The organism is Moritella yayanosii (assembly GCF_900465055.1).
Taxonomy (GTDB): domain Bacteria; phylum Pseudomonadota; class Gammaproteobacteria; order Enterobacterales; family Moritellaceae; genus Moritella; species Moritella yayanosii.
On record NZ_LS483250.1, the window covers coordinates 243,252 to 269,552 of the forward strand.

General features: G+C 42.1%; 21 protein-coding genes. 9 read left to right on the forward strand and 12 right to left on the reverse strand.

Features of this window, described 5'->3' with window-relative positions:
* Positions 1–231 precede the first annotated feature (231 nt).
* Entirely contained in the window at positions 232–1,302 is a 1,071-nt protein-coding gene (locus MORIYA_RS01140) for a hypothetical protein (RefSeq protein WP_112711959.1), read from the forward strand.
* A 6-nt stretch (positions 1,303–1,308) separates the two neighbouring features.
* Positions 1,309–1,668: a hypothetical protein gene (locus MORIYA_RS01145; RefSeq protein WP_162629212.1), complete on the forward strand. Its 360-nt coding sequence runs from the start codon at positions 1,309–1,311 to the stop codon at positions 1,666–1,668.
* 10 nt (positions 1,669–1,678) lie between these two features.
* Here MORIYA_RS01145 and MORIYA_RS01150 read toward each other — a convergent pair whose 3' ends face one another.
* The 4 genes from MORIYA_RS01150 to MORIYA_RS01165 all read right to left on the reverse strand — a co-directional run bounded on the left by MORIYA_RS01150 (position 1,679) and on the right by MORIYA_RS01165 (position 7,360).
* Positions 1,679–2,383: an endonuclease III domain-containing protein gene (locus MORIYA_RS01150; protein WP_112711963.1), complete on the reverse strand. Its 705-nt coding sequence runs from the start codon at positions 2,381–2,383 to the stop codon at positions 1,679–1,681.
* Between the two features lie 156 nt (positions 2,384–2,539).
* Positions 2,540–4,255: a pyridoxal phosphate-dependent decarboxylase family protein gene (locus tag MORIYA_RS01155; RefSeq protein ID WP_112711965.1), complete on the reverse strand. Its 1,716-nt coding sequence runs from the start codon at positions 4,253–4,255 to the stop codon at positions 2,540–2,542.
* Positions 4,256–4,304: 49 nt separating this feature from the next.
* Complete coding sequence (locus MORIYA_RS01160) at positions 4,305–6,227, reverse strand: methyl-accepting chemotaxis protein (RefSeq protein ID WP_112711967.1); 1,923 nt, start codon at positions 6,225–6,227, stop codon at positions 4,305–4,307.
* 521 nt (positions 6,228–6,748) lie between these two features.
* The gene (locus MORIYA_RS01165) at positions 6,749–7,360 is read right to left on the reverse strand and encodes a TetR/AcrR family transcriptional regulator (RefSeq protein WP_112711969.1); all 612 of its coding nucleotides are present in this window, start codon (positions 7,358–7,360) and stop codon (positions 6,749–6,751) included.
* A gap of 298 nt (positions 7,361–7,658) precedes the next feature.
* Between MORIYA_RS01165 and MORIYA_RS01170 the strand changes: the two genes are divergently transcribed.
* From MORIYA_RS01170 to MORIYA_RS01190, 5 genes are all read left to right on the forward strand, one after another.
* Positions 7,659–8,888 carry an efflux RND transporter periplasmic adaptor subunit gene (locus tag MORIYA_RS01170; RefSeq protein WP_112711971.1) on the forward strand — a complete coding sequence of 410 codons (1,230 nt, stop codon included), beginning with the start codon at positions 7,659–7,661 and terminating at the stop codon, positions 8,886–8,888.
* Between the two features lie 2 nt (positions 8,889–8,890).
* Complete coding sequence (locus MORIYA_RS01175; RefSeq protein WP_112711973.1) at positions 8,891–12,037, forward strand: efflux RND transporter permease subunit; 3,147 nt, start codon at positions 8,891–8,893, stop codon at positions 12,035–12,037.
* 269 nt (positions 12,038–12,306) lie between these two features.
* On the forward strand, positions 12,307–13,233 hold the full coding sequence (locus MORIYA_RS01180; RefSeq protein ID WP_112711975.1) for a hypothetical protein: 927 nt from the start codon (positions 12,307–12,309) through the stop codon (positions 13,231–13,233).
* A complete protein-coding gene (locus tag MORIYA_RS01185; protein ID WP_112711977.1) occupies positions 13,223–13,693 on the forward strand; it encodes a hypothetical protein in 471 nt (156 codons plus the stop codon). Before MORIYA_RS01180 ends, MORIYA_RS01185 begins: the two co-directional genes overlap by 11 nt.
* A gap of 550 nt (positions 13,694–14,243) precedes the next feature.
* Positions 14,244–14,936: a hypothetical protein gene (locus tag MORIYA_RS01190; protein ID WP_112711979.1), complete on the forward strand. Its 693-nt coding sequence runs from the start codon at positions 14,244–14,246 to the stop codon at positions 14,934–14,936.
* Positions 14,937–15,012: 76 nt separating this feature from the next.
* On the opposite strand, the gene MORIYA_RS01195 is transcribed toward MORIYA_RS01190, so the two are convergent.
* The 8 genes from MORIYA_RS01195 to maoP form a co-directional block, all read right to left on the reverse strand.
* The gene (locus tag MORIYA_RS01195; RefSeq protein WP_112711981.1) at positions 15,013–17,625 is read right to left on the reverse strand and encodes a cytochrome c peroxidase; all 2,613 of its coding nucleotides are present in this window, start codon (positions 17,623–17,625) and stop codon (positions 15,013–15,015) included.
* Positions 17,625–19,235, reverse strand: coding sequence for an Lcl domain-containing protein (locus MORIYA_RS01200; protein ID WP_112711983.1), 1,611 nt, complete (start codon positions 19,233–19,235; stop codon positions 17,625–17,627). The genes MORIYA_RS01195 and MORIYA_RS01200 overlap by 1 nt, the downstream gene beginning before the upstream one ends.
* Before the next feature lie 128 nt (positions 19,236–19,363).
* On the reverse strand, positions 19,364–20,218 hold the full coding sequence (locus MORIYA_RS01205; RefSeq protein ID WP_112711985.1) for a PfkB family carbohydrate kinase: 855 nt from the start codon (positions 20,216–20,218) through the stop codon (positions 19,364–19,366).
* Between the two features lie 321 nt (positions 20,219–20,539).
* Positions 20,540–22,507 carry a bifunctional 2',3'-cyclic-nucleotide 2'-phosphodiesterase/3'-nucleotidase gene (locus tag MORIYA_RS01210; RefSeq protein ID WP_112711987.1) on the reverse strand — a complete coding sequence of 656 codons (1,968 nt, stop codon included), beginning with the start codon at positions 22,505–22,507 and terminating at the stop codon, positions 20,540–20,542.
* A 166-nt stretch (positions 22,508–22,673) separates the two neighbouring features.
* A complete protein-coding gene (locus MORIYA_RS01215; protein ID WP_112711989.1) occupies positions 22,674–23,240 on the reverse strand; it encodes a DUF4136 domain-containing protein in 567 nt (188 codons plus the stop codon).
* 295 nt (positions 23,241–23,535) lie between these two features.
* On the reverse strand, positions 23,536–23,925 hold the full coding sequence (gene pspC / locus MORIYA_RS01220) for an envelope stress response membrane protein PspC (RefSeq protein WP_112711991.1): 390 nt from the start codon (positions 23,923–23,925) through the stop codon (positions 23,536–23,538).
* Positions 23,922–24,143 (reverse strand): envelope stress response membrane protein PspB, encoded by a 222-nt coding sequence (gene pspB, locus MORIYA_RS01225; RefSeq protein ID WP_112711993.1) that lies wholly within the window; start codon positions 24,141–24,143, stop codon positions 23,922–23,924. The genes pspC and pspB overlap by 4 nt, the downstream gene beginning before the upstream one ends.
* Before the next feature lie 182 nt (positions 24,144–24,325).
* Positions 24,326–24,694, reverse strand: a complete 369-nt coding sequence (maoP, locus tag MORIYA_RS01230; protein WP_232011455.1) for a DUF413 domain-containing protein — start codon at positions 24,692–24,694, stop codon at positions 24,326–24,328.
* A gap of 473 nt (positions 24,695–25,167) precedes the next feature.
* Between maoP and MORIYA_RS01235 the strand changes: the two genes are divergently transcribed.
* Both MORIYA_RS01235 and MORIYA_RS01240 read left to right on the forward strand, forming a co-directional pair.
* Positions 25,168–25,620: an Hsp20 family protein gene (locus MORIYA_RS01235; RefSeq protein ID WP_112711997.1), complete on the forward strand. Its 453-nt coding sequence runs from the start codon at positions 25,168–25,170 to the stop codon at positions 25,618–25,620.
* A gap of 119 nt (positions 25,621–25,739) precedes the next feature.
* Positions 25,740–26,270: an Hsp20 family protein gene (locus MORIYA_RS01240; RefSeq protein ID WP_112711999.1), complete on the forward strand. Its 531-nt coding sequence runs from the start codon at positions 25,740–25,742 to the stop codon at positions 26,268–26,270.
* Positions 26,271–26,301 lie beyond the last annotated feature (31 nt).

Here is a 26,301-nt window from a genome sequence, read left to right on the forward strand (position 1 = left end):
CTATTGATGGGCATTAAACATAATTATTCATGGGTAACTAAATAACTATCATTGCATTGAACAACCGGTTATATAAAGAGCTTATTAAAATTAGTACTTTAACCATGCTTGGATCAGGTGTTGATGTAATGTTTAAGTGATAAAATGCAGTACAAATCAATAGCGTACGGTTGATGTCGTCGTTTTCACCCCCGCATATTGATGGTTTTTCATATTTTAAAGGAATAATTTATGGCCATGGAAATTTGTATTAGCGCTAGAACGGGAATGATACTGCCTTGTATTGCGAACGACGAAAATAAAAGAGATCTTTTTCTTAAAGATAATGCGCATATTAATTCTGACATTTTATATAAAGGCACTGCGTATATTTCGCGTTCTGATTCAAGCTATGCGGCTCGCACACCGGTGTCACCACATTTGCAGCAGATGCTAAAGCAACTGCAATTATTACCGCCTCAAAGCCGGAAAACGATTAGCGATTTAAATGCCGCTTATGGCAGTGATTTATTGCTTTCTTTGTCGTCGTTTTACAATAACGAGATATTACCACTGCCGGCGCAAGGCGCTGCGTTTGCGCGTAATAAAGCGCTGCCAGTCATCGAAAAAGAAGCGATTGGTTTTACTGGTGCAGGGCTAACCGCTGTTAGTACTCGTTCAACTATTTTCGCCAAATTAATTACTGAATACCAACAAACTTTAGAAGCACTACGCGCAGCATACAAAAACAAATTACCCAAATTTCAGTTAATGAGATTAGAGGCGATTGCCAATGAGGCACACCAAACTCTTAATCAGCAATTTCAGTCTGAATTAAGACGATATATGCCAATGGGTAAAGGTAGTAAAGGTTCTATTTGGTCTAATGCGCAGCGTGGTATGGGACTAGCTAAAGGGGCAAGAACGGATGCACCGCTAAAACTCAATAATGCCAATGAAATAGCCAAGTTGGGTCGCTTTAGTCAACATGTTAAGTTTGCTGGGAATAGTCTGCTTTTTCTTGATGCTGGGCTTAGAGGGATTGATGTTTACTCAGATTATAATGAAGGAAAGGATTGGCAACGTAGTTTAGTGACACAAACTGCGGGGTTTGGTTTCGCTGGTGGCTTTGGAATCTATGCTGGGCAAGTTGCAACGGGTGTTGCGACTGTGTTTTTGGCTGCAACACCGTTTGGTTGGGTTATTGCTATTGGTATTGGCCTTGCGGTAGGCTACGAGGTAGCAAAAGCAGGTGATGAGTTTGGTCAGGATTTTGCCGAATATGTGTACGATACAAGCTCCAGTTTCAGATGGTTTAATTAAGGAATTATGATGGACTTATACCATAAGCTACTTATCTTAGGTGGTATTTCTTTTTTAATATTTGGCATTTCATGGATATGCTTTGCACGTATATCCATGAGTTATATAGAGCGTGAGATGAAAAAAGAGGGCAAAGAACCGCCACAATGGGATGGGATGGGGGCTCGGGCTGTTAGTTATGCAATGGTCATCGCTTTACCGGCCGGTGTATTAAAAAATTATATATTAGTTGATGCAGAAGCAGCAAAGAGGCTGTCTAGACCGTTAGATAGGAAACTTGCAGTGTGGTATCTTATCGCTGGTTTTGTTGGTACTGTGATTATTTTGGTTGCGTCTTATGTTAAACCTGATGACCTGATACTGTGAATTGTCAGAGTCATTCAATATTTTTCTGGCAACAGCAATAAAGCGGGCAATGCTGACATTGAGGTATTTTAGTGCAGTAGCGTTTGGCGTGTTCAACCAGCAAAGCATGATATTGCTGATAGGTGGTGATGTTTCGTGGGATGTTCTGCTCTAGCAGCAATCGGAGTTTGTCATAACCAGTTGGCAGTTCGAAGCCGATGCGGTGCAGGATGCGGCGGGTATAATTGTCGATAATGAAAAAAGGTTTATCCAGCGCATAAACTAAAATACTGTCAGCCGTTTCCGGGCCAATCCCGTTAACGGCCAATAACTCAATACGTAAGGTTGCCCCTTCGATACAGCGAGCTTGGCTGATGTCAAAATCATACTTTTGATACCAGAGCGTCAGCGCTTTGAGTTTGATGGCTTTTTGGTTGTAGTAACCACTGGAACGGATAAGTTGGGCTAGCGTATCGAGGGGCATCGCCAGTATCTGCTGTGGTGCTATTTTTCCAGTTAAGTGCCCAGCTAAATTCGCCAGTGCTTTTTCCACGTTTTTCCAGTTGGTATTCTGGGTCAATATCGCGCCCACCATCATTTCATATTCAGTGTCGGCGGGCCACCAGGGCAGGTGCCCATAATGCTGCTGCAGTTGAGTGAAGATGTCGTTGAACGTTGTTGGATCCGCTGCTTTCAAATTATTGTGCATAGTGTTGTGAGTGGTTGTTTTAAGCATAGTCGGTAAGACAGTTTTGTTTTATTTGAGGGCTGTGAGCATATACTGCGGTGCTATCCTGACTGGGAACATGACATGAACAGAACGCTTCTCCATCATCAGAAAAAATGCCCTTGGCTGAAGCAGCCAAGGGCATTAAGTTAACAGAATAACATGCTAACAGCCGATTACGCGACGGATGTTAGCGATGAACGTATCGATCTGTTTTCGACCCGTTGCCGGATTCATGAATACCGCTTTCTCTCCTGGAATATACGTGTACTTATCATACTCGTTATAGGCGGAACGGGAAATGAACTCAACCCAGTTGGTGTACAAGCCAACCTTGCCACACTGATTAAATATCTCGCGATGCCAGCTATTATTTCTGAGTAAACGCTCTGCATAATCAGGATTAGTCATGCACTGTTGCTCTATTTCAAATTCGGCATCTACGTCAGTAACCAATGCTGGATTATACAGTCTGAATCCTACGCTTGGTCCCTGGTTTTCTGGGGTGATCAAGCGTACGCAGCCAAGTTTTAACAATTCACTACGGAAGTAATTGGCGTTTTGTAAACAGTGCGACAGTATTATCTGATAACCCTCTAAACCCATATACTTCAATGCTGAATAGGCACCAAACAGACCCGCCGCGCCTCGAGAACATTCAATCGTCGACTGAAGATGAGTTTGCCCTTGCAGGTCATGCTCAAAATAAGAGAAATTTTCTGGATCATTTTCCAGCGCTTTCATGTCGTCTTTGTTTTTTATCATGATCAGGCTAGAAGTGTAAGGAACGTAGCCCCACTTTTGGAAATCGACCGTAAAGGAATCGGCATATTTCAGTTCTTTCACGCGTTCCATTGTCCGTTCAATACCGATTAATGTTGCCTGATTAATCTCTAGTGGGTTATTGGCAAAATCGTAGCTATTAAAAAAGATCATTGACCAGCCGACAGCCGCATCCACATGAATATGCGGTTTAACGCTTACTTCATATTCTTCACATAATCGGTTGCGAAGATCGTACACTAGCTTGACCTGATCTACCGCAAAAGTATCGGTTGTGCCCATCGTTAGCATAATTGTAGGCACTCGGCAGTTAACCGTAAAACAGGCGCGAAGCTGCTGTTCCATATCATCTAAATCGATATCGTGGCTATCTGTCACCTTGATTCGGAGTGTTTTATTGCGAATATCAACACCAAGTAGAGACAGATTGGTCATATTGGAATAATGTCCGCCTTGAGAATTTAAAATGCGGTAATCCTCAATCATGCCCATACCGGTAAACTTGGCATTTGGCAGTGATTTTCGCAAGCCAAGCAGGTAACCGTATAGATTACAAAAAGTACCGCCCTGGGTGAATAGGCCCGTTGCCTGAGTTACATCGTAATCTACTAGGCTGGCAATTTGACGTACCACATTTTTTTCCAGTTGATCAGCCATTCCAGAATACTCGCTGTAAACCAGGTTAGGGTTAGCTAGCGTGCCCATCATCGACCCGTAGATAGCCGGATCACAGGGCATAGTGACCACGTTTTCTACCGATGACGGGTTTTCCCAGTTTTTAGAGAGTGCTGCAGCAAATGCTAGCATGTCGTCACTCTTGCCATTTGGTTTTTTACGACCTGTTGGCATGGTTGAGTTTTCAAGTAATTCTTGCTGCAGTTCTGGTCCGTTTGGATAGGCGGATAAACGTTGATCCTGTGATAACTGCAGCGTTCGGAATTCGATCATTGACGCAAACCCGGGCTCTGCAAAAACCGGCCAGCGGGCTGGATCGCGGGAAAAATAATCGGCAAATACTTCCTGATAAAGCTGCTGGAAGTGAGGTGATATTTGATTAACCACATCTTCATTTAGCAAATTTAAACACGTTTTTCTCATAATAAATCCTTTACAAGGCAAGTTGCTTGTCTATATAACGTTCAGCGTATTAACGATGAGCGGACTGTAATTTGAACTGACTAACCAGTTGGAATAATTTCTGATTGGATTGGGCAAGGGATTCTGTTGCTTCGACGTTATTACGGCCACTTTGAACCAACTCGGCGACAATTGCTTGAATAGCCAACATGTTACGGTTGACCTCTTCAGCAACAGAGCTTTGCTCTTCCGCTGCCGTAGCGATTTGAGAACCGAGATCATCGATCTGAATGACAGAAGCACTCATGTTATCTAAACTGCCAGACACTTCAGCAGTGGTTTTTGCCGTAGCCTGACAACTTAATTTTGTGGTCTCCATCGCTTCAACGACAGTTGTGGTACCACTCAACAATTTAGTCAACATGTCGTTAATTTCTGCGGTACTTTCTTGTGTTCTAGCGGCAAGCGCCCGGACTTCATCCGCAACTACGGCAAATCCACGCCCTTGCTCACCGGCACGGGCGGCTTCAATAGCTGCATTTAAAGCAAGTAGGTTGGTTTGATCGGCAATACCACCAATGACTGAAAGTACAGTTCCAATCTGATGTGCGTCGTCGTTTGTCGCTTGAATGCGCTGTGCCATGTCATCAACCTCGTCGACCAAAGATGCCACACTGTTCACTGCATTGTTCACCACAATTTGAGAGCGCGTTGCTTCTTGTTTGGTCAATTCGGCGATTTCGGCAGATTGTTGAATACTTTCTGCCACTGAGGTTGCTGTTGCACTCATCTCATGGATAGCGGTCACAATCTGCTCTGTTTCACTAGCGTGAGACAATAACACTGTCTCATTTTGTTGTGCTGAAGCACTTAGCTGGTCCACATTGGCCGAGATATCCTCTGTGGATGCTACAACCTGCAACATCATGTTTTGCAGATTGCTAACAAAATCATTAAACCCCTGACTAATATCGGCCAGATCATCTTGGCCGTGGACTTCCAATCTGCGTGTCAGATCGCCATTACCACTGGCCAGATCAAGTACTGCTGTTTTCAGATGCAGAATAGGTGTGTAGATACGTTTTACAATAATTACAATGGCAAAAATACTTAATAAAATGAGTGCTATGCCGGTGAAAATTGATTCTGTTATTACGGTATTAATTTTTGACATAACAGTAGCGTTATCGATAAAGACCATCAGGGTCCAATGCACATTGTCGGTTAAGTTAATACGTTTAAAATATCCGTCAAAATTGGTATCGAGATAGAAGAAGCTAATCATCCCTTGATCTTGTGCATCAAATGCTCGTTCTAGCGGGGTAAATACAGGGTCGACCTGTGAAGGGGTTTTGCCTAAATCGTTGGGATCATCACTGGCAATAAACACATTGTTATTATCGACTAATGTAGCTGCACCGCCGGCGAAGCGGATCTTCTGTATTTGTCTGATAACGCGATCTAATTGTAAATCGCCCAGTAAGACGCCAGAGAACCTGCCATTGTCATATATTGGGGTTGCTATACTGATGACCTGTTTTTTTGTGATGGAATCAATATAAATATCGGTGACAGAGGTTTTCCTCGTACTTTGGGCTAGCTTATACCAGGCTCGCTGTTTGAATGTGTCCGAAACAGGTAAAACACCGTCATCACCACCCTTAGCTACAAATGTAGTGCCATTTTCGTAAGCAACTGCAACATTTGACATGCTGCTGGATTCGGCGATAATGCGTACTAAGCTTAAGTTTTCATTAGTGCTTAACTGCTGAGAAAAGTGAGGGCTACTGTTATTTATAACGGTAATTTGGGCGGTTATCCAGTTTGTAATCTGAGAGGCGTGGCGTTCAACTTTATTTGTTGTGATGTTCGTAAGATTGCCGACCATTTCCTGTTTTAAGGTATTAATATTAAGAATACCCAGTGTTACCATAGAGATCGTTACCAATATGGCAACACTAATGTTAATTCTCTCTTTAAAACCTAAATGCATCTATTTTTCTCCATCATCATGTATATTTTCGATATTTAAAAGTGCGTGTATTGTTTAATGCGGAGGATTGTACTTTATTTACACGGTGTCGGCCATAAATAATTAAGGTAAGCCTTTGTATTTATTGATAAGATATTACTGATACCTGACTACCTGTCAGGTGATTGGGGCTGGGGGGATTCGTAGGACGCTATGCTCATGCTCGTTTTCATATGAATAAAACGAACTTTTTATCATCTTTGACGTAAAACCCCGTCATTTATGCCGGGGATGTAAGTCATTCTGGCGAAGCGATGCTACCTACTACACATTAAATGCTTGTAAGAGGTTCGAGAAGACTAACGTAATCTAATGTTGCAATGCACGAACCGATGACGCCAAGAATCCTCTTCGTTCACGTAGAGGAGTGTCAAATCTAGTTACTACTCAATAAGCACCTTGTTATACAAGTTTGTACATCATTATACCGTGATGCAATTAGTGGCCGACTACAGTTACTAATCACACCGTGACTTGATTGCTTAATTTTGCTCTAATCCGGGAAAATGACTGAGGGCAAGATCGGCGATGTTCTGTAACTCTGCTGCGCTGCTGCAGTCCGTTGCTTGGATCGTCATGCCCTGAATTATAGTCGCTAAGTATTGCGCAAGCGATTCAGCACTGTACTCCGTGGTCAAATCCCCTTGTTGTTGGGCAAGTTCCAAGCGTATTTTTAGTTCGTTTTGATGATTCCGGCGGCGACTTATCAATGCCTGCTTTACTGATTCACAGTCATCACTGCCCGTTAACGCACTTTGAATAAGCATGCAACCTTGGGGGTTATTGTGATCGGCTAAACTTTTCGCTGCACCATTGAGCATGGCTGTAATAACCGCTTTGGCCGTTGCTTCTTCTAATGCTGGACGGAAATAACCACAGGGTCTTTGTTCATATAAATCCACTGCTTTAAGGAATAATCCTTCTTTATTACCAAAGGTTGAATACAGGCTGGGCTTGTTGATCCCCATGGCTTTGGTGAGATCACTCAGTGACGCGCCTTCATAACCTTTAGCCCAAAATACCACTAATGCCTTCTCTAAGACGTCATCAACATCGAAGCCTTTAGGGCGACCAACGCAACTTGTTTTAGACATATTTTTTAGACCTTTTATTACCTTCATTTATGCGCATAGGATAGACAGAGTGTTGTCTTCTGTCCAGTGTCTTTACAGACGAAAACGATTGACTCTATTTGAAAATTGTATAACATACCGATCGGTACATAATAATTTGTACCTATCGGTATGTAAAGGTTTTATTAACTTGCACATAAAAAGCATACCAATTGGTATGAAATGATAGACCAATGCTGTGCAATAAGCGCCGTATCAACAGACACTCATTATCTTGATTTGCGGATTGCAAAACAGTGTAACGAAGGGACACCATCACATGACAACAAGTAATATATTTCGCACATTTATGATCACCAGCTTAACAGCGCTGGTATTAACCGCGTGTGGTAGTGAACAATCGCCACAATCGCAAACTCAGAGTCTACCAGCACCCAAAGTGAGTGTTGCCAAGGTGATAAACGAACCCGTCACGGAATGGGACGAATTTACTGGCCGTTTAGAAGCACCCGAACAGGTCACCCTGATCCCTCGGGTGTCTGGTTATATCAATTCAGTGAATTTTGATGCCGGGGCCTTAGTGAAAAAAGGCGCTATTTTATTCCAAATCGATCCCAATGTTTTTACGGCGGAAGTACTGCGCTTAAAAGCGAAATTAAGCAGTGCGACAGTGGCTGAGAAATTGGCGAAAAATGATTATCAGCGTGCTTTTAAATTATATAACAAAAATGCTGTTTCAGAAGAGTTAATCGAGACCCGCCAAGCGAATATGCATCAAACCACGGCGGAAGTCGCTTCGGTTAAAGCCACGTTAATGAGTGCCGAACTCGATCTTGCTTATACGCGGGTTAAAGCGCCTATTTCTGGACGTGTTTCTTATGCCAGCGTCACTATGGGTAACTATGTGACTGCGGGGAAAACACAGTTAACCAGTCTGGTATCAACCGCGCATATGTATGCTTATTTTGATGTTGATGAACAGACCTACCTTAAATATGTGCAGTTAACGGCGCAGCATAAACGTAACGATCAACGTTCTGATGGCAACCCGGTATTTATGGCGTTGGCGAATGAAAGTGATTTTACCCATATCGGTGTGATTGATTTTGTTGATAATGCGATTAACCGCAACACGGGTACTATCCGGGTCAGAGCGCGATTTGCTAATCTCGACAGTGATTTATTACCGGGGTTATTTACCCGTTTACGTATTGCCGGCAGTGCCACTTATAATGGAATTTTGATTGACGATAAAGCCATTGGTACGGACTTAAATAACAAATTTGTGTTAGTTGTCGGTGCTGACAATAAACTGCAATACCGAGGTATTTCACTGGGTGAAAAAGTGCAAGGCCTGCGGATCGTGACCCAAGGTTTATCTGCTGACGACCAGATTGTGGTGAATGGGTTGCAAAAGGTACGGCCAAATATGGTCATCGAACCGAATATGGTGGAAATGGCCACAGCCGATAATTTATCGGCATTGCGTCATGACCAAGCGGTATTAGAACAAGCGCGCGAATTAGTATTAACACGAGTGGTGAGATAAATATGTTTTCTCAATTTTTTATTAAAAGACCGATCTTTGCAGCCGTGATCTCATTGCTGTTTTTTATCTCGGGTGCGATATCCGTCGGTTTAATGCCGATCACTGAATATCCCGAAGTGGTGCCGCCAACGGTGGTGGTATCGGCAAGTTATCCGGGAGCAAATCCGAAAGTGATTGCCGAAACCGTCGCGTCCCCCTTAGAGCAAGCCATTAATGGGGTGGAAAACATGTTGTACATGTCTTCACAAGCCACCTCGGATGGTCTGTTAACATTAACAGTCACGTTTGAGATCGGTAGCGATGTTGATAAAGCCCAAAGCCAAGTACAAAGTCGCGTTGATCGTGCGGTACCGCGATTACCTGAAGAGGTCCAGCGTTTAGGGGTGGTAACAAAAAAATCATCACCCAATTTAACTATGTTGGTGCATTTAATAGCGCCTGATAACCGTTATGACATGTTGTATTTATCCAACTACGCAGCGTTAAACGTAAAAGATGAACTAGCACGTATCGAAGGCGTTGGCGCAGTAAACTTGTTTGGGGCGAGTGAATACAGTTTACGTATTTGGCTCGATCCCAATAAAGTAGCGTCGCTGGGACTCGCGCCAGCAGATATTTTAAAAGCAGTGCGTGAACAGAATAAACAAGCGGCTGCCGGTAGTTTAGGTGCGCAGCCAAGTGGCGCTGATTTTCAGTTACTGATTAATGTGAAAGGGCGTTTATCGACCCCAGAAGAATTCGAAGACATTATCATTCGTGTGGGCGGGCAGGGCGAGATCATCCGCTTAAAAGATGTAGCACGGGTTGAGATTGGTGCGCAAACGTATGCACTGCGTTCATTACTTGATAATAAAGAAGCAATTGCGATGGGCGTGTTCCAAGCATCGGGCTCTAATGCGATCCAGATCTCGGATGATGTACGTGCCACTATGGAGCGCTTATCACTGAACTTCCCGGATGGTTTAGACTATGCCATTGTTTATGACCCGACGGTTTTTGTACGTGGTTCGATTGAAGCGGTAGTGAAAACCCTGTTCGAAGCGGTATTACTGGTAGTGTTAGTGGTGGTGCTGTTTTTACAAACATGGCGCGCGTCTATCATTCCATTGGTTGCCGTGCCTGTGTCCTTAGTCGGTACGTTTGCATTCATGTATCTCATGGGCTTTTCATTAAACGCTTTATCCTTATTTGGGCTGGTGTTAGCCATTGGTATTGTCGTGGATGACGCCATTGTGGTGGTGGAAAATGTCGAACGTAATATTGAGGAAGGTTTAGATCCTGTTGCGGCCACGCAAAAAGCGATGAAAGAAGTAACCGGACCGATTGTGGCAACGACGTTAGTACTCGCGGCGGTATTTATTCCCACTGCCTTTATGAGTGGCTTGACTGGGCAGTTTTATAAGCAATTTGCGTTAACGATCACTATCTCGACCTTTATTTCGGCGATTAACTCACTGACATTAAGCCCCGCACTGTCGGCGTTATTGTTAAAAGGCAGAGATGAGCCGAAAGATAGATTAACCCGTGCGATGGACAAGCTGTTAGGCGGTTGGTTATTTAACCCTTTTAACCGTTTATTTAATCGTGCATCGAAACGCTATACTTGGTTGGTGCGCAAAGTCATTCGTTTTGGCGGCATTATAGGCATCTTGTATGTTGGTTTAGTGGTGTTAACGGGAGTGCAATTTTCGCAAACGCCGACGGGTTACGTACCCGGACAAGATAAACAATACTTGGTGGCATTTGCGCAATTACCCGATGCGTCATCGTTAGATCGCACCGAGGCGGTGATCCGTAGAATGTCTGATATTGTCCTTGAGCATCCTGGGGTATTACATTCGGTGGCATTTCCTGGATTAAGTATTAACGGTTTCACCAACAGTCCCAATTCAGGTATTGTTTTTGTTACCTTGGATGAGTTTGAAAATAGAACCACGGCTGATTTGAGTGCTAATGCCATTGCCCAGCAACTGAACGCAAAATTTGCCGGAATTGAAGATGCCTTTATTGCCATTTTCCCACCACCACCAGTGCAAGGGCTGGGGACGATTGGCGGTTTCCGTTTACAAATTCTGGACAAAGCTAATTTAGGCTATGAAGCCTTGTATAAAGCCACCCAAGCAGTGCTATATAAAGCTTGGGCAGCACCGGAATTGACTGGGATATTTTCGAGTTATCAGGTCAATGTACCACAACTTGATTTAGATATTGACCGTACCAAAGCCAAGCAACAAGGAGTATCGTTGGACCAGATATTTCAAACCTTGCAAACCTACATGGGCTCGAGTTACGTGAATGATTTTAACTTGTTTGGCCGCACCTACCAGGTGAAGATGCAAGCCGATGAATCCTTCCGACAAACACCAGAGCAGGTGAGTCAGCTAAAAGTACCCAATCTACAGGGTGAGATGGTGCCATTGGGTTCATTTATTACTATTACGCAGTCATCAGGCCCTGATCGTGTGATGCGCTATAACGGGTATACTACCGCCGAAATTAATGGGGGACCAGCACCGGGTGTCAGCAGTGGTCAGGCGCAGGCGGCGATTGAAAAGATCCTTGATGAGACCTTGCCTGTTGGGATGAGCTACGAATGGACTGAAATTACCTACCAGCAGATCATTGCCGGTGATACTGGTATGATCGTGTTCCCATTGATTATCTTGTTAGTATTTTTGGTGTTAGCTGCGCAATATGAAAGCTTGAGTTTGCCATTGGCGATCATCTTGATTATTCCGATGACGATATTGTCAGCCATCAGCGGGGTACTTCTGTATGGCGGTGATAACAATATCTTCACTCAAATTGGCTTGATTGTATTAGTCGGACTGGCCACTAAAAATGCTATTTTGATTGTCGAATTCGCCAAAGAGAAACAGGATTCGGGCATGAATACGCTGGATGCAATTTTAGAATCGGCAAGATTACGTTTACGGCCTATCTTGATGACGTCGTTCGCATTTATCATGGGAGTTGTGCCGATGGTGTTGTCGACGGGGGCTGGTTCTGAAATGCGTCAGGCCATGGGTGTTGCGGTATTCTCTGGGATGATCGGGGTAACCGTCTTCGGCTTATTACTGACGCCGTTATTTTATTATGCGTTGGCCAAGCGTGGTGAAAGGAAACAGGCAGCGTTAGTTAATAATTAAATTAACATCTAGCAAAATATAAAGGCGATATGGTATTCATATCGCCTTTTTTGTTAATGTGCAGGGATAATATGGTCCAGTATCACTTCATATACCGTTTTGCACGCGACCTGTGTTGCAGTCGCATATTAATATGGTACTTATTTCATTCTTTCAACGTCAGTAAATAATGTAAAATTAAAACACTAAAATAACGATTGGTTTTAACGTTTTAATGTTGGTAGGTAAGCTTATTTAGAAAATAAGGCTCCTACTGGAAGGATGAAATAATGATTGATGGATTAAACACTAGCCAAAATACCTATGAAATTTTAAAAGCATCGACCCTACGTTCACGCCTTGATATGAGCTTAGATATTAAAAAGATATTCAAAGCATTAGATTCAACTGCGGAAACAGAGGGCGCTGGGGTTATATTTATTGATGCTGAAAATGTCACTATAACGTTAAGAAAATTCAATTCAAATTGTAGAATTAATCCAATTAATGTTGTACTACGAGAACCTCCTAAACATGTTACACCTATGGCTTATACTTCAAGGCTGACAAGTAATGTAAGGGAATCAAAATTAGTTGGTGAGGCCGTTGGAACTGCTCTCAGTTGTAGTTCGGCCGTTCTTGCGTGGGTAGTTGTTTTTGGCAGTGGAAGTATAATACCCCTGACAGGTGGTGCTAGTGCTGTTGTTACTTATATAGGATATTCCGCTGCAGCAGCGTCGACTTTACAATGCTTTGTAGGACTCGGCCGCACTGTGGCTGAAATTAAAGTTCCAGATAAGTTAGATTGGTTAGATAGTCAGGAGTGGTATCAAGAAACATCGGCGGCACTAGATGTGGTTTCACTTGGTGGTGCTATTATTTCTGGTGCCATTACGATTAAAATGGTGCAAAGGTTAACTATCACAGGTAAGTCAATGCCTAATATTTTAAAAGGGTTAACGAGGCAACAAAAGGCCAGATTAACAAAAGAAATTTATCGACAAAATATTCCAGGTATTTCGAATAAAATTTATAAACAGTTAGTAAGAACTGGTGATGTCAAAAGGCGCTATTCACAAACACAAATTTCTGACGCAATTATTATTCAATTGAAAGATGCTCTTGGTGCCAGCTTAAGTTTTACTGGTAGTGCAATGGCGGGTAATGTTAATACACTTGCAGTCGGTTTATATGAGGAGCTTACCATTGAACACTAACGAAGATGATTACGTATCATTGAGCTTTAAGATAATATTCGCTGGCCTCTCCGTTATCATGTTGTTAACTATGGGTGGTGGTTTATCCATGTTCGCTTTGGAGATGATGTTTAATACTGGTGATAGCTTTGGTATTATTTGGTTTAGTGGTGCAGTCATTGGAACATTATTGGTTTGTATCCCTAATGGAATGATAGTTATTCATGGCTTAGCATTTTTTTCCAAATGGAATGTTTATAACTGTGCTTTTCAGTTAGGAGTCAATGTAATTTGGTTTATTTATGAAGGATTAGCTGACTGGCCCCTGCATACAATAAGTATCGCCTTTCCGTTGCTGTGTATGATCGTTCTGAGAAGTAGTTCATATGAACAGTTTGTTGAATATTATTATCATCTGAAAACTAATCGCAGACGCGAACGTGAAAAATTGAAGGCGGCTGTTGAGCGATTAAGGAAATAGCCAGGTCCAGCTTAAACTTCTGCTTTTTGTTAATGTGCAGGGGCAATATAGCCCCTGTACTATTTCATATCAACTTGCACAACAGACAATGATAGTTAAGTGTTTCACTTATTGTGATAACCAAGCGCATTCTGTAACGCGAACGTTAGATAAATCCAAGCTCCCAACGTTTAGTCTTTTAACTTTTTCAAAAACAAGGCTTCAAACTCTGTTTCTGAGTCATGAATATCCTTAGCGCCGTGTGCAATCATGAACTCGATAGTCTGGGCATCAAGATTTTGATTAAATAGAGCAAGTCGGGGGTTTTATACTCTGAATCTCGATGGTTGGTATTAGCGCCTTTGCTCTACATGAAAAATGGCCATAAAATTCCATTGGTTATAATGTGGTAACACAAAGTAACGCCCTGATTTAATATATAAACCGCTGGGCAGATGCCTATAAAGAGGTGAATATTCAGTTTGAGGTGTAAATGATCATTAATTTCTACGATTTTCCTTATTTTACTCCATAATAGTAAACATAGTTGAGGATATGAAAGGGAGAGCGCATGAGTCAGACTATAAACCGTAATGACGATTTGGTTCGCATTACAGTATTATCATTTATGGAACAACATCCTCTGTTGGTTGATATCGAAAATAATGACGATATCGACCTGCACACTATTACTGCGGAACATGATGTCACGCGTGATAGCCATTTATTACAATCAGATTTAGTGGTGGTGATTTACCAGCACACGCATATGCGTTCCGCTGGTTTTACCTCTCGGCGTAAGATCATTGATGATAATTACATCGCCACGATCTGGCTAAATTTTGATGAACTAAATACATACCATACGCTAGCTGCACTGCGTTTTATTAATCATATGGCGTCGATGTTAAATCAAAATAAACTGCTTAAATTTAATATCAGTGATATTTCTTCATTAGTATCAAATTCTAAGTCGTTACGATTTTTGGAAGCTGACGGTGAAGAAATTGCCGATGTACTAGCAGAAAATGATAGTACGATGAGTCAGAATATGGTGAAAAACGTCATTCCAGACCCAACGATTACGGATTCCGCTGCGATGATTATCGTCACTAAAGAGCCTATTTCAATACGCAAAATCAATGCGGGTTTTGATGTAATCAATCAAGTCTGTGAGCACAAGGTGCCTTGTTATTACGGCGTCCACATGTCCCCCAAATACAGTGCTAAGCATACTTATTTGTATTTGGTTGGCGAACGCTAATCGCTTGCTGCTCAGTAGAATAAATAAGTAGGTGCTAGTGGATAACACCTACTTATAATTTAAGTCGTTAATATTGTTAATTAATACCTAATTCAGATTTAGTCGCTGGCGTTTGGCGAGTTGGTGCCGTGATCGTGGTTAAGAAGGTTTGTAATGCCTCTGCTTCCGCGACCGTCAGATTTAATGGTCTAATCTGTTTTGATAATACTGGATAAGTTGGATCGTATTTATTCCAACCAAACGGGGCATTATCTGCCATGCCGGCTGAATACATTGAGATAACGCCTTCCATCGTATCGAGTAAACCATTATGGAACCATGGATGGTTGTTCATCACATCGCGTAATGACGGAGTTTTAAATTTACCGACACTGCTTGGTTTGCCATCCACATTATACAATCCCAGATCTTCATAAAAACCCTGGTAATAAGTTAGTCCGACATTCTGCATTTTGTGATCAGTAAACTCGGCACTCATATGACAATTAACACAGCGTCCATTACGGCGGAAGATATCTAAACCCCACAGTTCTTTATCAGACAATGCACTCGTATCACCTGTGCTATCAGCCTGAGTAATGAAGGTGTCAAAACGACTGGTGTTACTAATAATCGTACGCTGGAAGGTGGCGAGAGCCATGCCTAATTGTAGTTCTGTGATATCCGTGTTCATCGTATTTTCGGGAAATGCTTGTTTAAACAGATCAGGATATTGTGGATGCGCATTGAGTTTAGAAAGTAAACGTGGCAGAGTTTCAGCCATTTCCACTGGATCTTGAATTGGCATTAATGCTTGTTGCTCTAATGTTGCTGCGCGACTATCCCAAAACAACACAGGTAAGAATGCACTGTTTACAATCGTCGGGGCGTTACGCTTGCCACGTTGACGGTCATGGCCAATGGAAACTTCTTGCCCATCTCCCCAACCGAGCTTTGGATCGTGACAGCTAGAACATGACACATCACCCGCACGCGATAAAAAAGGGTCAAAGAAGAGTTTCTCACCTAGCGATACCTTTAACTCACTATAAGGGTTGTCGTTAGGGAAACTTGGTTTAGGCATAGTGCCCAACTCTTGATAATTATCCGTATCATCGACAAACGGTTTTGGCCAATAATCACTATTACTGGCGTAATCTTGTCTTAGGCGATTGAAGTCAGGTTGAGCGTGGTTGTTAATGGATCGGGGATCTTCTGTCGCTCTGTTTTCAAATTCAGTCGCAATAAATAATACACGTCCAGTATCTGCATCAGTCGTTGATTTGGGCTGTAAAGTTACAGTCATGGGTAAGCTATATAAGCCATAACCAGAGGCGGTTTTAACCCAATAATCACCGCTTTCAGGTTGATTTAGTGATGTTGCATATAACAAGCTGTAATCACTGTCTTGCTCGCCTTTATACAGTAACATCGCTAGTTCATCGGCAGTGGGTAGCCTCCAATCATTTCGACCACAAAATTGCGCTTGATTAACGTCATCAATAGCCTTAGGTACACCTGCTTGTATTGCTAACCGCTGGCTGGTGTTAGTGATATCTTGTGGATTTGGCGTTAACCAATATACATAAGAGAACTGCTTATCGCGTAAATAGAAATTATCACGTACTAATCCACGCATATCGTCTAAACAACGCCAAGGTGTAGCAGCGTAGTCATCATCTTGCAGTGCTTTAGGTAATGGTTGACCGATATTATCTAACCGTATAAAGCTGTCTTTTTCTGCTTGTGGTTTTTTTTGTTCTGATGGCAGTGTTGTATCACGTTTGATACCACTAACAAGCATCACTGATTTAGGCTTACGCTTGTTTTGCATCACAGTCGTATGGCGACCAGTTGCAAAATCTAATGTCGGTGCAATATTGTCAGCATGTGGTTGACTGTTATCATTCGCCAACCAATAACTTTCAAATCTGGTGGCTGCAAAAAAGTATGGGTCAATGGCGGCTTGATTATTATCGAGAGCATAATCTTGTTCACTGACCAACCCTTTTACTTCATAGCTTTCTGGTAAGCGCCAATCATTACGACCACACCAGTTCTGTTGATTGGCGTATTCAACCAATCGGTCTGTCGTGCATGCTTGACTGTTACTGTCACTATTGGTGAACTGACATTGGGCTTGAAAAGCCGGTAAGGTCGGTGACCAATCACCCCAAGCGTAAGTTTGTTTTGTTGGTTGTTGTGGGGTTGCCCAAATAACACCTTGATGGGTCTTGGTATCATTGATGCATTGCCACGCCTTATTTTGACTGTTGTCACCAAGTGTTAATGTGGTGAAACGAGGTGTGGGCTTATTCACTCTAATCAGCCAGTTGATAGTCTCAATTTTATCATTTGATATTATGGCCAATTTTACATGGTCGGAACCCTGTGCGTCGGCATTTGCCTGATAGGTAAACGTATGGCCTTGAACACTGGCATTACCATACAGGCCAGGCTGAATCAGTCGTAACTCTTGCGTTGGCGTTAAGGCGTACTGCTGAGTAGTCGTACGCCCTTGGGCTAGCTGTATACGAGGGTTCAATACCAGCTGTTTAGCTGTATTAGTATTGTCTGTTGAGTCTGGACTACCAGTGCCAGAATCAGTGCTAGTGCTAGAACCTGAGTCACTACCACACGCAGCCAACAACGCACAGCCAGTGATGATCACTGACAGGCGTTGTATACTTTTTAATGTATCTTTTAGCATTATGGTTGCAATCTCGTTGTAGAGATCAGGCGTACTCGGTATTCACGGGTGTTTAATTCGTCACTACTTTCCGCATATTTCTCTTGAAATGCGACGGCACTGTGTTCTGTTTCAGGTTCATATGAGCCGACAGTCGAAGTCCAGTAATAGCTATTATCCTCTACGACGGTGTCATCAAGTATACTGGTAATATAGCCAGCACGATATAAGAATGGTTGGGGACTCAGCAATAGGCTTTTTAATTCATTTTCTGTGGGTAAGCGCCAGTTGGTTTGTCCACATATAGCAGATTTATTGACTTGTTTTGCGTATTCAACGGCTTGTGCGTAATCTTTCAGTGGTGCGTCTTTATTGATCCGTTGCCATAGGATTTGTGTATTCGCTAACACTGATCTGTATGCAAGGTCAGATGTACAAGTCCAGTTTGCTGTGTCTTGATCTGCTAGTGCTTGGCCTAAATTACCATGTTTAACAAAACGTGATTGCCAATTAATATTTTCGTCAACACCTTCGGCTATATTTTGCGGTGTTAATTGTGTTGATAATTCTGGCACGTCATTGTCTTTTATATCAGGAATAACGGTGCCGTTCACCAGCATAGTGAAATGCGGTTCATTGGTTGAACGGGGGGGCATGTTAGCAAAGTCAAAATCCTCACCCATCCACATCACGTGTGCATCACCAACAAGGGCATTTGAGCCTTGCCAATCACCAGCCGTTGGTTTGTTATCATGACCATTGGCATAAATAGTAAATGAATCAGTCCAATACGCTTCATCAAAATTAGAGTCGACATAAGGGAAATAGAAGTTGTTGATTGGTGATCGTCTTGAGTCTTCATCAAAAAGCTTTTTATCTAATAGTGTTTGCCATTCAGTACGGGTCGCTAAACGCCAATCCGATTTACCACAAAGTCGTTGCTCGTTTGCTTTTACAACCAAGTTGTCGGTATTGCAGTTACCATCAAGTACGCAGCTTGCTTCGCTAGACTCACGATGATTGATCGAGCGATCGCCCCAATAGTAAGTTTCATTGAATGCGTATGTGCCGTTTGCTTGTGGTGCTTGCCACATGAGTTCACTGCTGTTATCTGTTACGCAACTCCAATCACTTGTATTGGCTGGGCGTGCTTGATCTTCTGCGGATAACACTGAGCCATCTAGGCTCACCTTGCTAAAACGTACTGCGGGTTGATTCGCTTTATCGTTATATAGCGGTAACACCGAACCATCAAGTTGATAAATGGTGTTATCAACTTTGTAGCTAATTTCAAATTTATAATCGAATTTTGCTGCAATGATTTCAGCGCTTAATACGTTTGTTGCAGATGATGCATAAGGTTTGAAGGTAATGTCACCTGTTGTTTGGTTAATGCTCACATCACCAAAAGTTGCTGTGATACCTGTTACTTTACTGGCATTGCTAGCGATAATACCTGGGGCTGAAAAACTCACCATAGTTGTAGATACTGGCGCTATATCACTGCTTTTGATATGTGCTGTTATCGTAGCAATTTGTGGTGTAGTTATTTGTGGCGAAGTTGAATTAGAATCGTTACATGCACTGATGAATATTCCCATGAAAGCGATAGATAATGCTGTTTTTTTCATTTTTTCAGTTTATTTGTTATGTGAGGCGAGAGATGATAAAGAACAATAAACTAAAATGCAAATATAAATGATAATAATTGTCATTTATATTTGCAGGGGATTAATTATATAATTCAGGTGAGAGGGGATTATTTGGCCAGGTGCTTCTGTAACTCGGCGCCCGGGATCGAACTGGCGGTTGCGACAGCAATCGCGGCCCATTCGGCGCCTGTTTTCATGGCCTGTGCTATCTCTTGCTTAGCGAGTAAACCATCAATTAATCCCGACGCAAATGCATCCCCAGCCCCTGTGGTATCGATAACTTGTGCTGCAATGGAAGACACACTCACCGATCCTTTTTCACTGTAAGCGACAGCGCCTTGATCGCCATCGGTAATGATAAAATAACGTAAGCTGTGACTGGCGATCTGCTGACCATACTGCCATAGTTCGTCACTGTTATTGACATCTATGCCATGGTTTTTAATATCTGATTTTGACGAGATCAAGACATGGCAAGGACGTGGTCGACAGTCTTTGGCTAACTGCGCAATCACTAAGGTATGTGCAAGTGCAGCTTGTGCCCAGAGTTCGCAGCCGACTGCTGAAGAGTTAATATATAACACCTGCCATTGGCTAAAGTCGGGGGCTGGACCTAAAGTAAAAATAGGACGCTGTGGACGAATAATCGTGCGCTCACCATCCGGTGTCATGACTAATAATAATTCTGGTGTATCGAGATCATTGCGCTGTAGCAAACTACAATCTAGCCCCTGAATACTGGCTTCTGCCAATAACCAATCGGCGGTTTTATCATTACCAACTTGGCTCACTAAGGCCACTTTATGACCCGCATAAATCAAACCTAACCCGGTATTGGCTCCACCGCCACCTAAGCGTCGACCATTATCAGCATAATAATGGCGGCCACCCGTTGTTAACGGTCGATCCAGCTGTAACACCCGGTCACAGTTGAGGTTCGCAAGTAAGAGGATATTTGACATAGTTATTAGCCTTGAATGATAGGTTGATGATAATTATCTATGAATCATGCCAAAAAGGAAATAACACAAGGCTGTCGAGTTATAAAATTGAGCGATATGGTACGGTATCGATGATTATTTGCCTAAGCCTTTCAAAAAAGAGATATTTAGAGAGAAAATTAATAAGTATAGCTAGACACATGCGGGGTTGCAATTAACTCATATTGCATCGTTGAGCAGTGGCTAGCGCCCGGTATCGTATACGGTTTGCTGTTGGGTAAAAAAATACCGCAGACTGGCTGCGGTATTACACGTTTACGTTTAATTTAATTAAGTTAAGCGTTATTTTTTGCTTTGTAAATCTAAGCTGTATACCGCAAAACCAAGTTTGTCTTCTTTAATAAACTGCATTGGGTATTGGCCTTTGTCCTTGATGAACTGCGCGGCTTTGTTACCTGGTGCTGTTTCGAAGGTAATGGTCAATTTCTTATTGCTTTGTAATGGCGTGAAGTACCAGTTGTTATCGGCACTTGGTGTCACTTGACCTTGTTCTTTACTTACGCGGCTAATGTAATTAGCAAGCACAGTGCGGTTTTCATCTGGTGCAGCAAAGGCGACAAATGCTTCACCGGTGCCGGCAAATTTAGCACTGTAAGCACGGTAGTTATTGGTCGCCACAATGAACGGCTGTGCAGGGTCTACTGCTTTACCTTCAAAGGTTAAGTCGGTAATACGATTTGAGTCTGGGTTGATCAGTTTACAGTTACCGTCATAACGTGCTGGTTGCGATACATCGATGCCGTAATTAACACCGTCAATCACATCATAGTTATAAGTGCGGAAACCTTCCCAGTTAATTAACCCTTGTGGTGCCGTGCTGTTTAGGTCGATTTGATTAAATTGTCCGGCAGAGCATTCCAGCCATTCTTTTACTTCTTTACCTGTTACTTTCATGGCCACTAGGGTATTCGGGTAAAGGTAAAGATCGGCAGCGTTACGGAAGGTTAACTGACCTGACTCTACTTCAGTAAAGTTAGTTGGATCGTTACCACGGCCGCCGGCTTTAAACGGTGCAGCCGCAGAAAGCACTGGAATACCATCTAGATCTGGGTCGCCTTGAATAAAGCGTTCTACATAATCTTGTTGTGCTAGGTTAACAATCTGAATGGTTGGATCGTCTTGTACTAGCGCTAGGAAGCTGTACATCACGTCACTGGCTTTACCGATTGGTTGGTTTACAAAATTACGCGTTGCCTTGTGATCATCTTGCAATACTGCCAGCATTTTTTCATCAGCAGCGACTAATGGCGTTTTCGTTAACTTATCAAAAATAGGGCGCGCTTCTGTTTGTGCACTGGTGACTTTCCAAGAATCACCTTGTTTGTCTAATACCAGATCCATGATACCTAGGTGATCACCCCAGCGACCCGGCATCACGGCTGGAATACCATTGATGGTGCCTTTTTCGATATCGACACCCGGTATTTTAGCAAATGTTTTACTTGGGAATACGGCGTGTGCATGACCAAATGCAATGGCATCAATACCCGGTACTTGCGTTAGATAGTACACTGAGTTTTCAGCCATTACTTTATACGGGTCTGCAGAAATACCCGAATGTGGGATAGCTATAATAATATCGGCGCCTTCCGCTTTCATTTGAGGCACCAATTTTTCGGCGGTTTGTTTAATGTCTAACACTTCAACCTTACCTTCTAGGTTTTTCTTATCCCAGATTAAGATCTGCGGAGGTACAAAACCGATGTAACCAATTTTAACTTGGTGCTCTACGCCGTCTGTATCGGTAAAGGTATTGGTTTTGATGATGTAAGGGGTAAACATGTTTTTACCGGTCTTAAGATCGATAACATTGGCATTGATATACGGGAAGTTCGCGTCATTTGTTGCTTCGTCTAAGAAATCTAACCCGTAGTTAAATTCGTGATTACCTAAATTACCGACGTCATAACCAAGTTGATTCATGGCTTTGTAAACTGGGTGTACATCACCGGGTTGCAGGCCTTTATCTGCCATGTAGTCGCCCATTGGACTACCTTGTAATAAATCACCGTTATCAACAAGTACACTATTAGCGACTTCTGCACGGGCTTCTCTTATCAGTGTTGCAGTGCGCACCAGGCCGGTTTTCTCGGTTGGCTTGTTTTTGTAATAGTCATAATCCATTACGTTGGTATGAATATCCGTCGTTTCTAGAATTCGTAATTTGATGGTTTCGGCATAAGCAGGACCAGCCATAGTAAGTAGCCCGCCGAGTACTGCGATGACCACTGGCTTGATAGATAACGACATGATTTTCTCCAAATTAAATAGAAGTAGATACAGAAAACGCCAAGGTAGCATAAATGCACTGCACTTGGCGCTTAATTGTCAATAATAGCTTGTTTTATCACTTATTTTTATTGATTACGGGTTAGTTTTTATCAATATATAAAATATAAAGCTGATTCGATATGGGTTATTTCGCTACACGAGTCGGTACTTTTTTAAGCATGGAGTGCATTACCGCATAAATATTCTTTTTACGTTCCTCGATTGATACTTTATTTTTAGTGATGCCTTGCGCTAATACTTGCCATTGGGGTTGCAGTGTGTGCGGTTGATAAAATGCAATAAATGCACTGCTTTTTTGGAATTCTTTTGGGTCAAGGTGATTAAGGACTAAGCCAACCTTATTACCCACTTTGGCAAAGATTTCTTCATCAGATAGCTCGGATTCGATCGCTAAGCCATAACCAATAAGAAAGTCAGCTTGTTGAGGGTCGTCCATTAAGGTGTAACCTTTGTTTTGCATTATTTGCGTGATAACACCTTGGGTATATTCGGTAAACAAGGTTTTATTGATACTGTCAGGCAGGAAGGTTTTGCTGCGGTTAGGGTACCAAGCAAAGGTATTTTGTTGCTGGGCAAAATTGGTCAGATCGCCAGTGACAATTTTGGTTAATGGCGTGATTTTTACGTATTCAGTTGTTGTGCAGCCAGCTAACACTAACATTAAAATAAATGGAATAATTTGTTTAATCATGAGATTACCTTTGACTATAAATGTTTATTTGAGTTTTATCATCTTTGACGTAAAACCCCGTCATTTATGCCGGGGATGTAAGTCATTCTGGCGAAGCAAGATGCTACCTACTACACATTAAATGCTTGTAAGAGGTTCGAGAAGACTAACGCAATCTAATGTTGCAATGCACGAACCGATGACGCCAAGAATCCTCTTCGTTCACGTAGAGGAGTGTCAATAACAATACCATTACAACTGTAATGACATATATCTAAGGTGCTGACAACCAACGTCGTTGCAGGAAGTCTAATTGCTATTGCTGTTTAAATTCCCGATCCATTTTATAGGAAAAAGAAATAACATAATTTTCCATTTTCTGTAGACCGTTATCAATATCATCAAGCTCGGCGGTTATATTCTCGAGCAGCTTCTCGGCAGAATGTCCTTGTTGCCATGGTTTGGTTTTCATCGAGTGGTTGGCATAAATACTTTGTTGTTGCTGCTTTTTAATTGGCATCTTGTCGAGCAGTAAACAGGCAATGATATAGATTAATATGGCAAGGAAAAAGCCAGTGAAGAAAAACAAGGAAACAAAGATCAGTCGGACCAGCCAGACTTCAGCGCCAAGGGTCACCGCTATACCTGCGCATACACCCCCTAACTTGCCATTTTCAGTGTCTCGATATAGTGGTTTTGTGCTCATCTGTCTCTCCATTTTGGCGATTCTTGGTCTAAAATCTGCTCTAGTGAGATAACGCGATCTTGCAATTGCTCGGTACGGCTAATTAAGGTTTGGAGCTTATCCTTGTCTTTCGGCGTCAAACCTTGATTGCTTTGGCGTCTACTGCGGTAGTATAAAACTAGCCACAGTGGTGCGACGAAGACTAAGAATACGGTGATAGGTATTTGTATAAAATCCATGGTTATTCCTTATTGAACACAGATAGCGGCAAGTTAACGAAACGGTAACGCATAATTAATTATGGTTTATTACTGTATTTTATACATATCATGGACTGTGTTCAATAGAAACGAAAACGCACCTCTATTGCTTATTTTAGTAATAAGGATAAGGTGCGTTTTGTTAGTCAATATAAAGGAAATTATGAATTCAAATCTAACTCATCATAAGTGTTATCACTATCTTCTAGTGTCGATAGTTCATCAACAAAGTAATCGCGACTTGGCTGCTTTGCACTGCGCTTAGTGATGGAGTTGCGTAATGTATTTGGGTGGGTGATTTTATGATTATATTTGCGCCAGCATCGGGCAAAATCAGAGGTTAATTCGAATTCACCATCAAGCTCTGCGAGAAAGAAATGTTCGTCAGCAGTGGCGGGTAAGATCTCGCCTTCTTGTAGCCGTAGCATTGTTAAACCGTAATTTTCTAATAACTGTGATTCATCTAGATTAAATGCATTTTGTTGTTGAAAACCAAGCGGAAAATGCACTTCATCTAAAAATATACCCATGCTTCTCATATCGTTACCTTTCGTTAAATTAATATCATATTCACTCTTTATAATGTCTAACTACAGACTTAGTTGGTCTCTAAAGTAACGGTGGATGTTGACAGTTTAATGACAATGATAAATTTATTTGTAATCAGACGTCACAATTGTAATTAATGATGCCCATAAGCGCACGTGTGGTGATTATCTTGGTGAAAGAGTAAGTGATCCTGTAAAATATATCATGTTATATTTCAACGTGTTAAGTATTAATTTAAAAATATAACGATTATGTACTTGAAAATAAACCTCAGCATCCACATCTATTATTTAGGCGCTTCCGAGGCCTAACCGAAAAAACTAAAGTAACAGTAACTGCCTAACGGAGTTAGTTGTGCTTAATGAAAATACACAAAAATGAAATACATCATGACTAGGTGCAAACTAATTTGGCTTAGTGACAATGATGATATTGCTCAATGGAGAATATACTTATGCGTACTTTTGACTTTACTCCCCTATACCGCAGTGCAATTGGTTTTGAACGTTTAGCAGCACTTGCTGAAACGGCTGCATCAAATCGCCAGTCTGGCAATAACTTTCCTCCGTATAACATCGAACAGATCGATGACAATAATTACCGTATTACCATGGCTGTTGCAGGCTTTGATGAAGCGGAAATTGATATCTCAACCCAAAATAATGAATTATTAATAAAAGGCACCAAAGTAACCGTGGCCAAAGAAGACGATCAACGTACTTTCTTACACCGTGGTATTGCCGAGCGTAACTTTGAACGTAAATTCGAGCTAGCAGATCATGTTTTTGTCAACGGGGCAGACATGAAAAATGGCTTGTTGTATATCGATTTAGAACGCCAACTACCAGAATCAATGCAACCACGTAAAGTTGTGATTAACGGCGCTAAAACCCTATCTGCAGAGTAATTCTACAGCCAATATAAATTTATAAACTGTATTCGCCTTAGCGAGAATGATCTTAGCTAAGGCATCCATAAGTGCTGCTCAGCAGGCTTATACCGATCTATTGTTTGAGGAAAATAGAGATGACTACAACGACTACATTTGATTTCGCTCCCCTATATCGCCACACTGTTGGTTTTGATCGCTTTGCTAACATGGCGCAAAAATTAGTTGAACAGCAATTAGTTATGCAGCGTATGTCTGTTGCGTGCAAGACTAAAAAGTCGATGGCAAAAAACGCAGGTGCTAGCAGCAGAGCCACAGCTCCGGTGGTGAAAACACAGGTTGATACTAACTATCCACGTTATAACATTACCCACGTGGGAGAGTTAGATTATCAGATCACGCTGGCGCTAGCAGGCTTTTCACTTGAAGAGATCGATATTACTGTGACAGCCGATGAACTTGTCATTACCGGTAAACAGCAGCCAGTTGAAGTCACATCAACATGGTTGCATCAAGGTATTAATCAAGCAGATTTTAGCCGAAAATTTGCACTCGCCGACCATGTGCAGGTAGTGGGTGCTGAGATGGCGCAAGGATTACTGACGATTAATCTACAACGTCAGGTGCCAGCAGCATTACAACCACGTAAGGTGACCATCGGCGCTTAAAGTTCGCCAATAACGCTTTGTTTAAACAGAG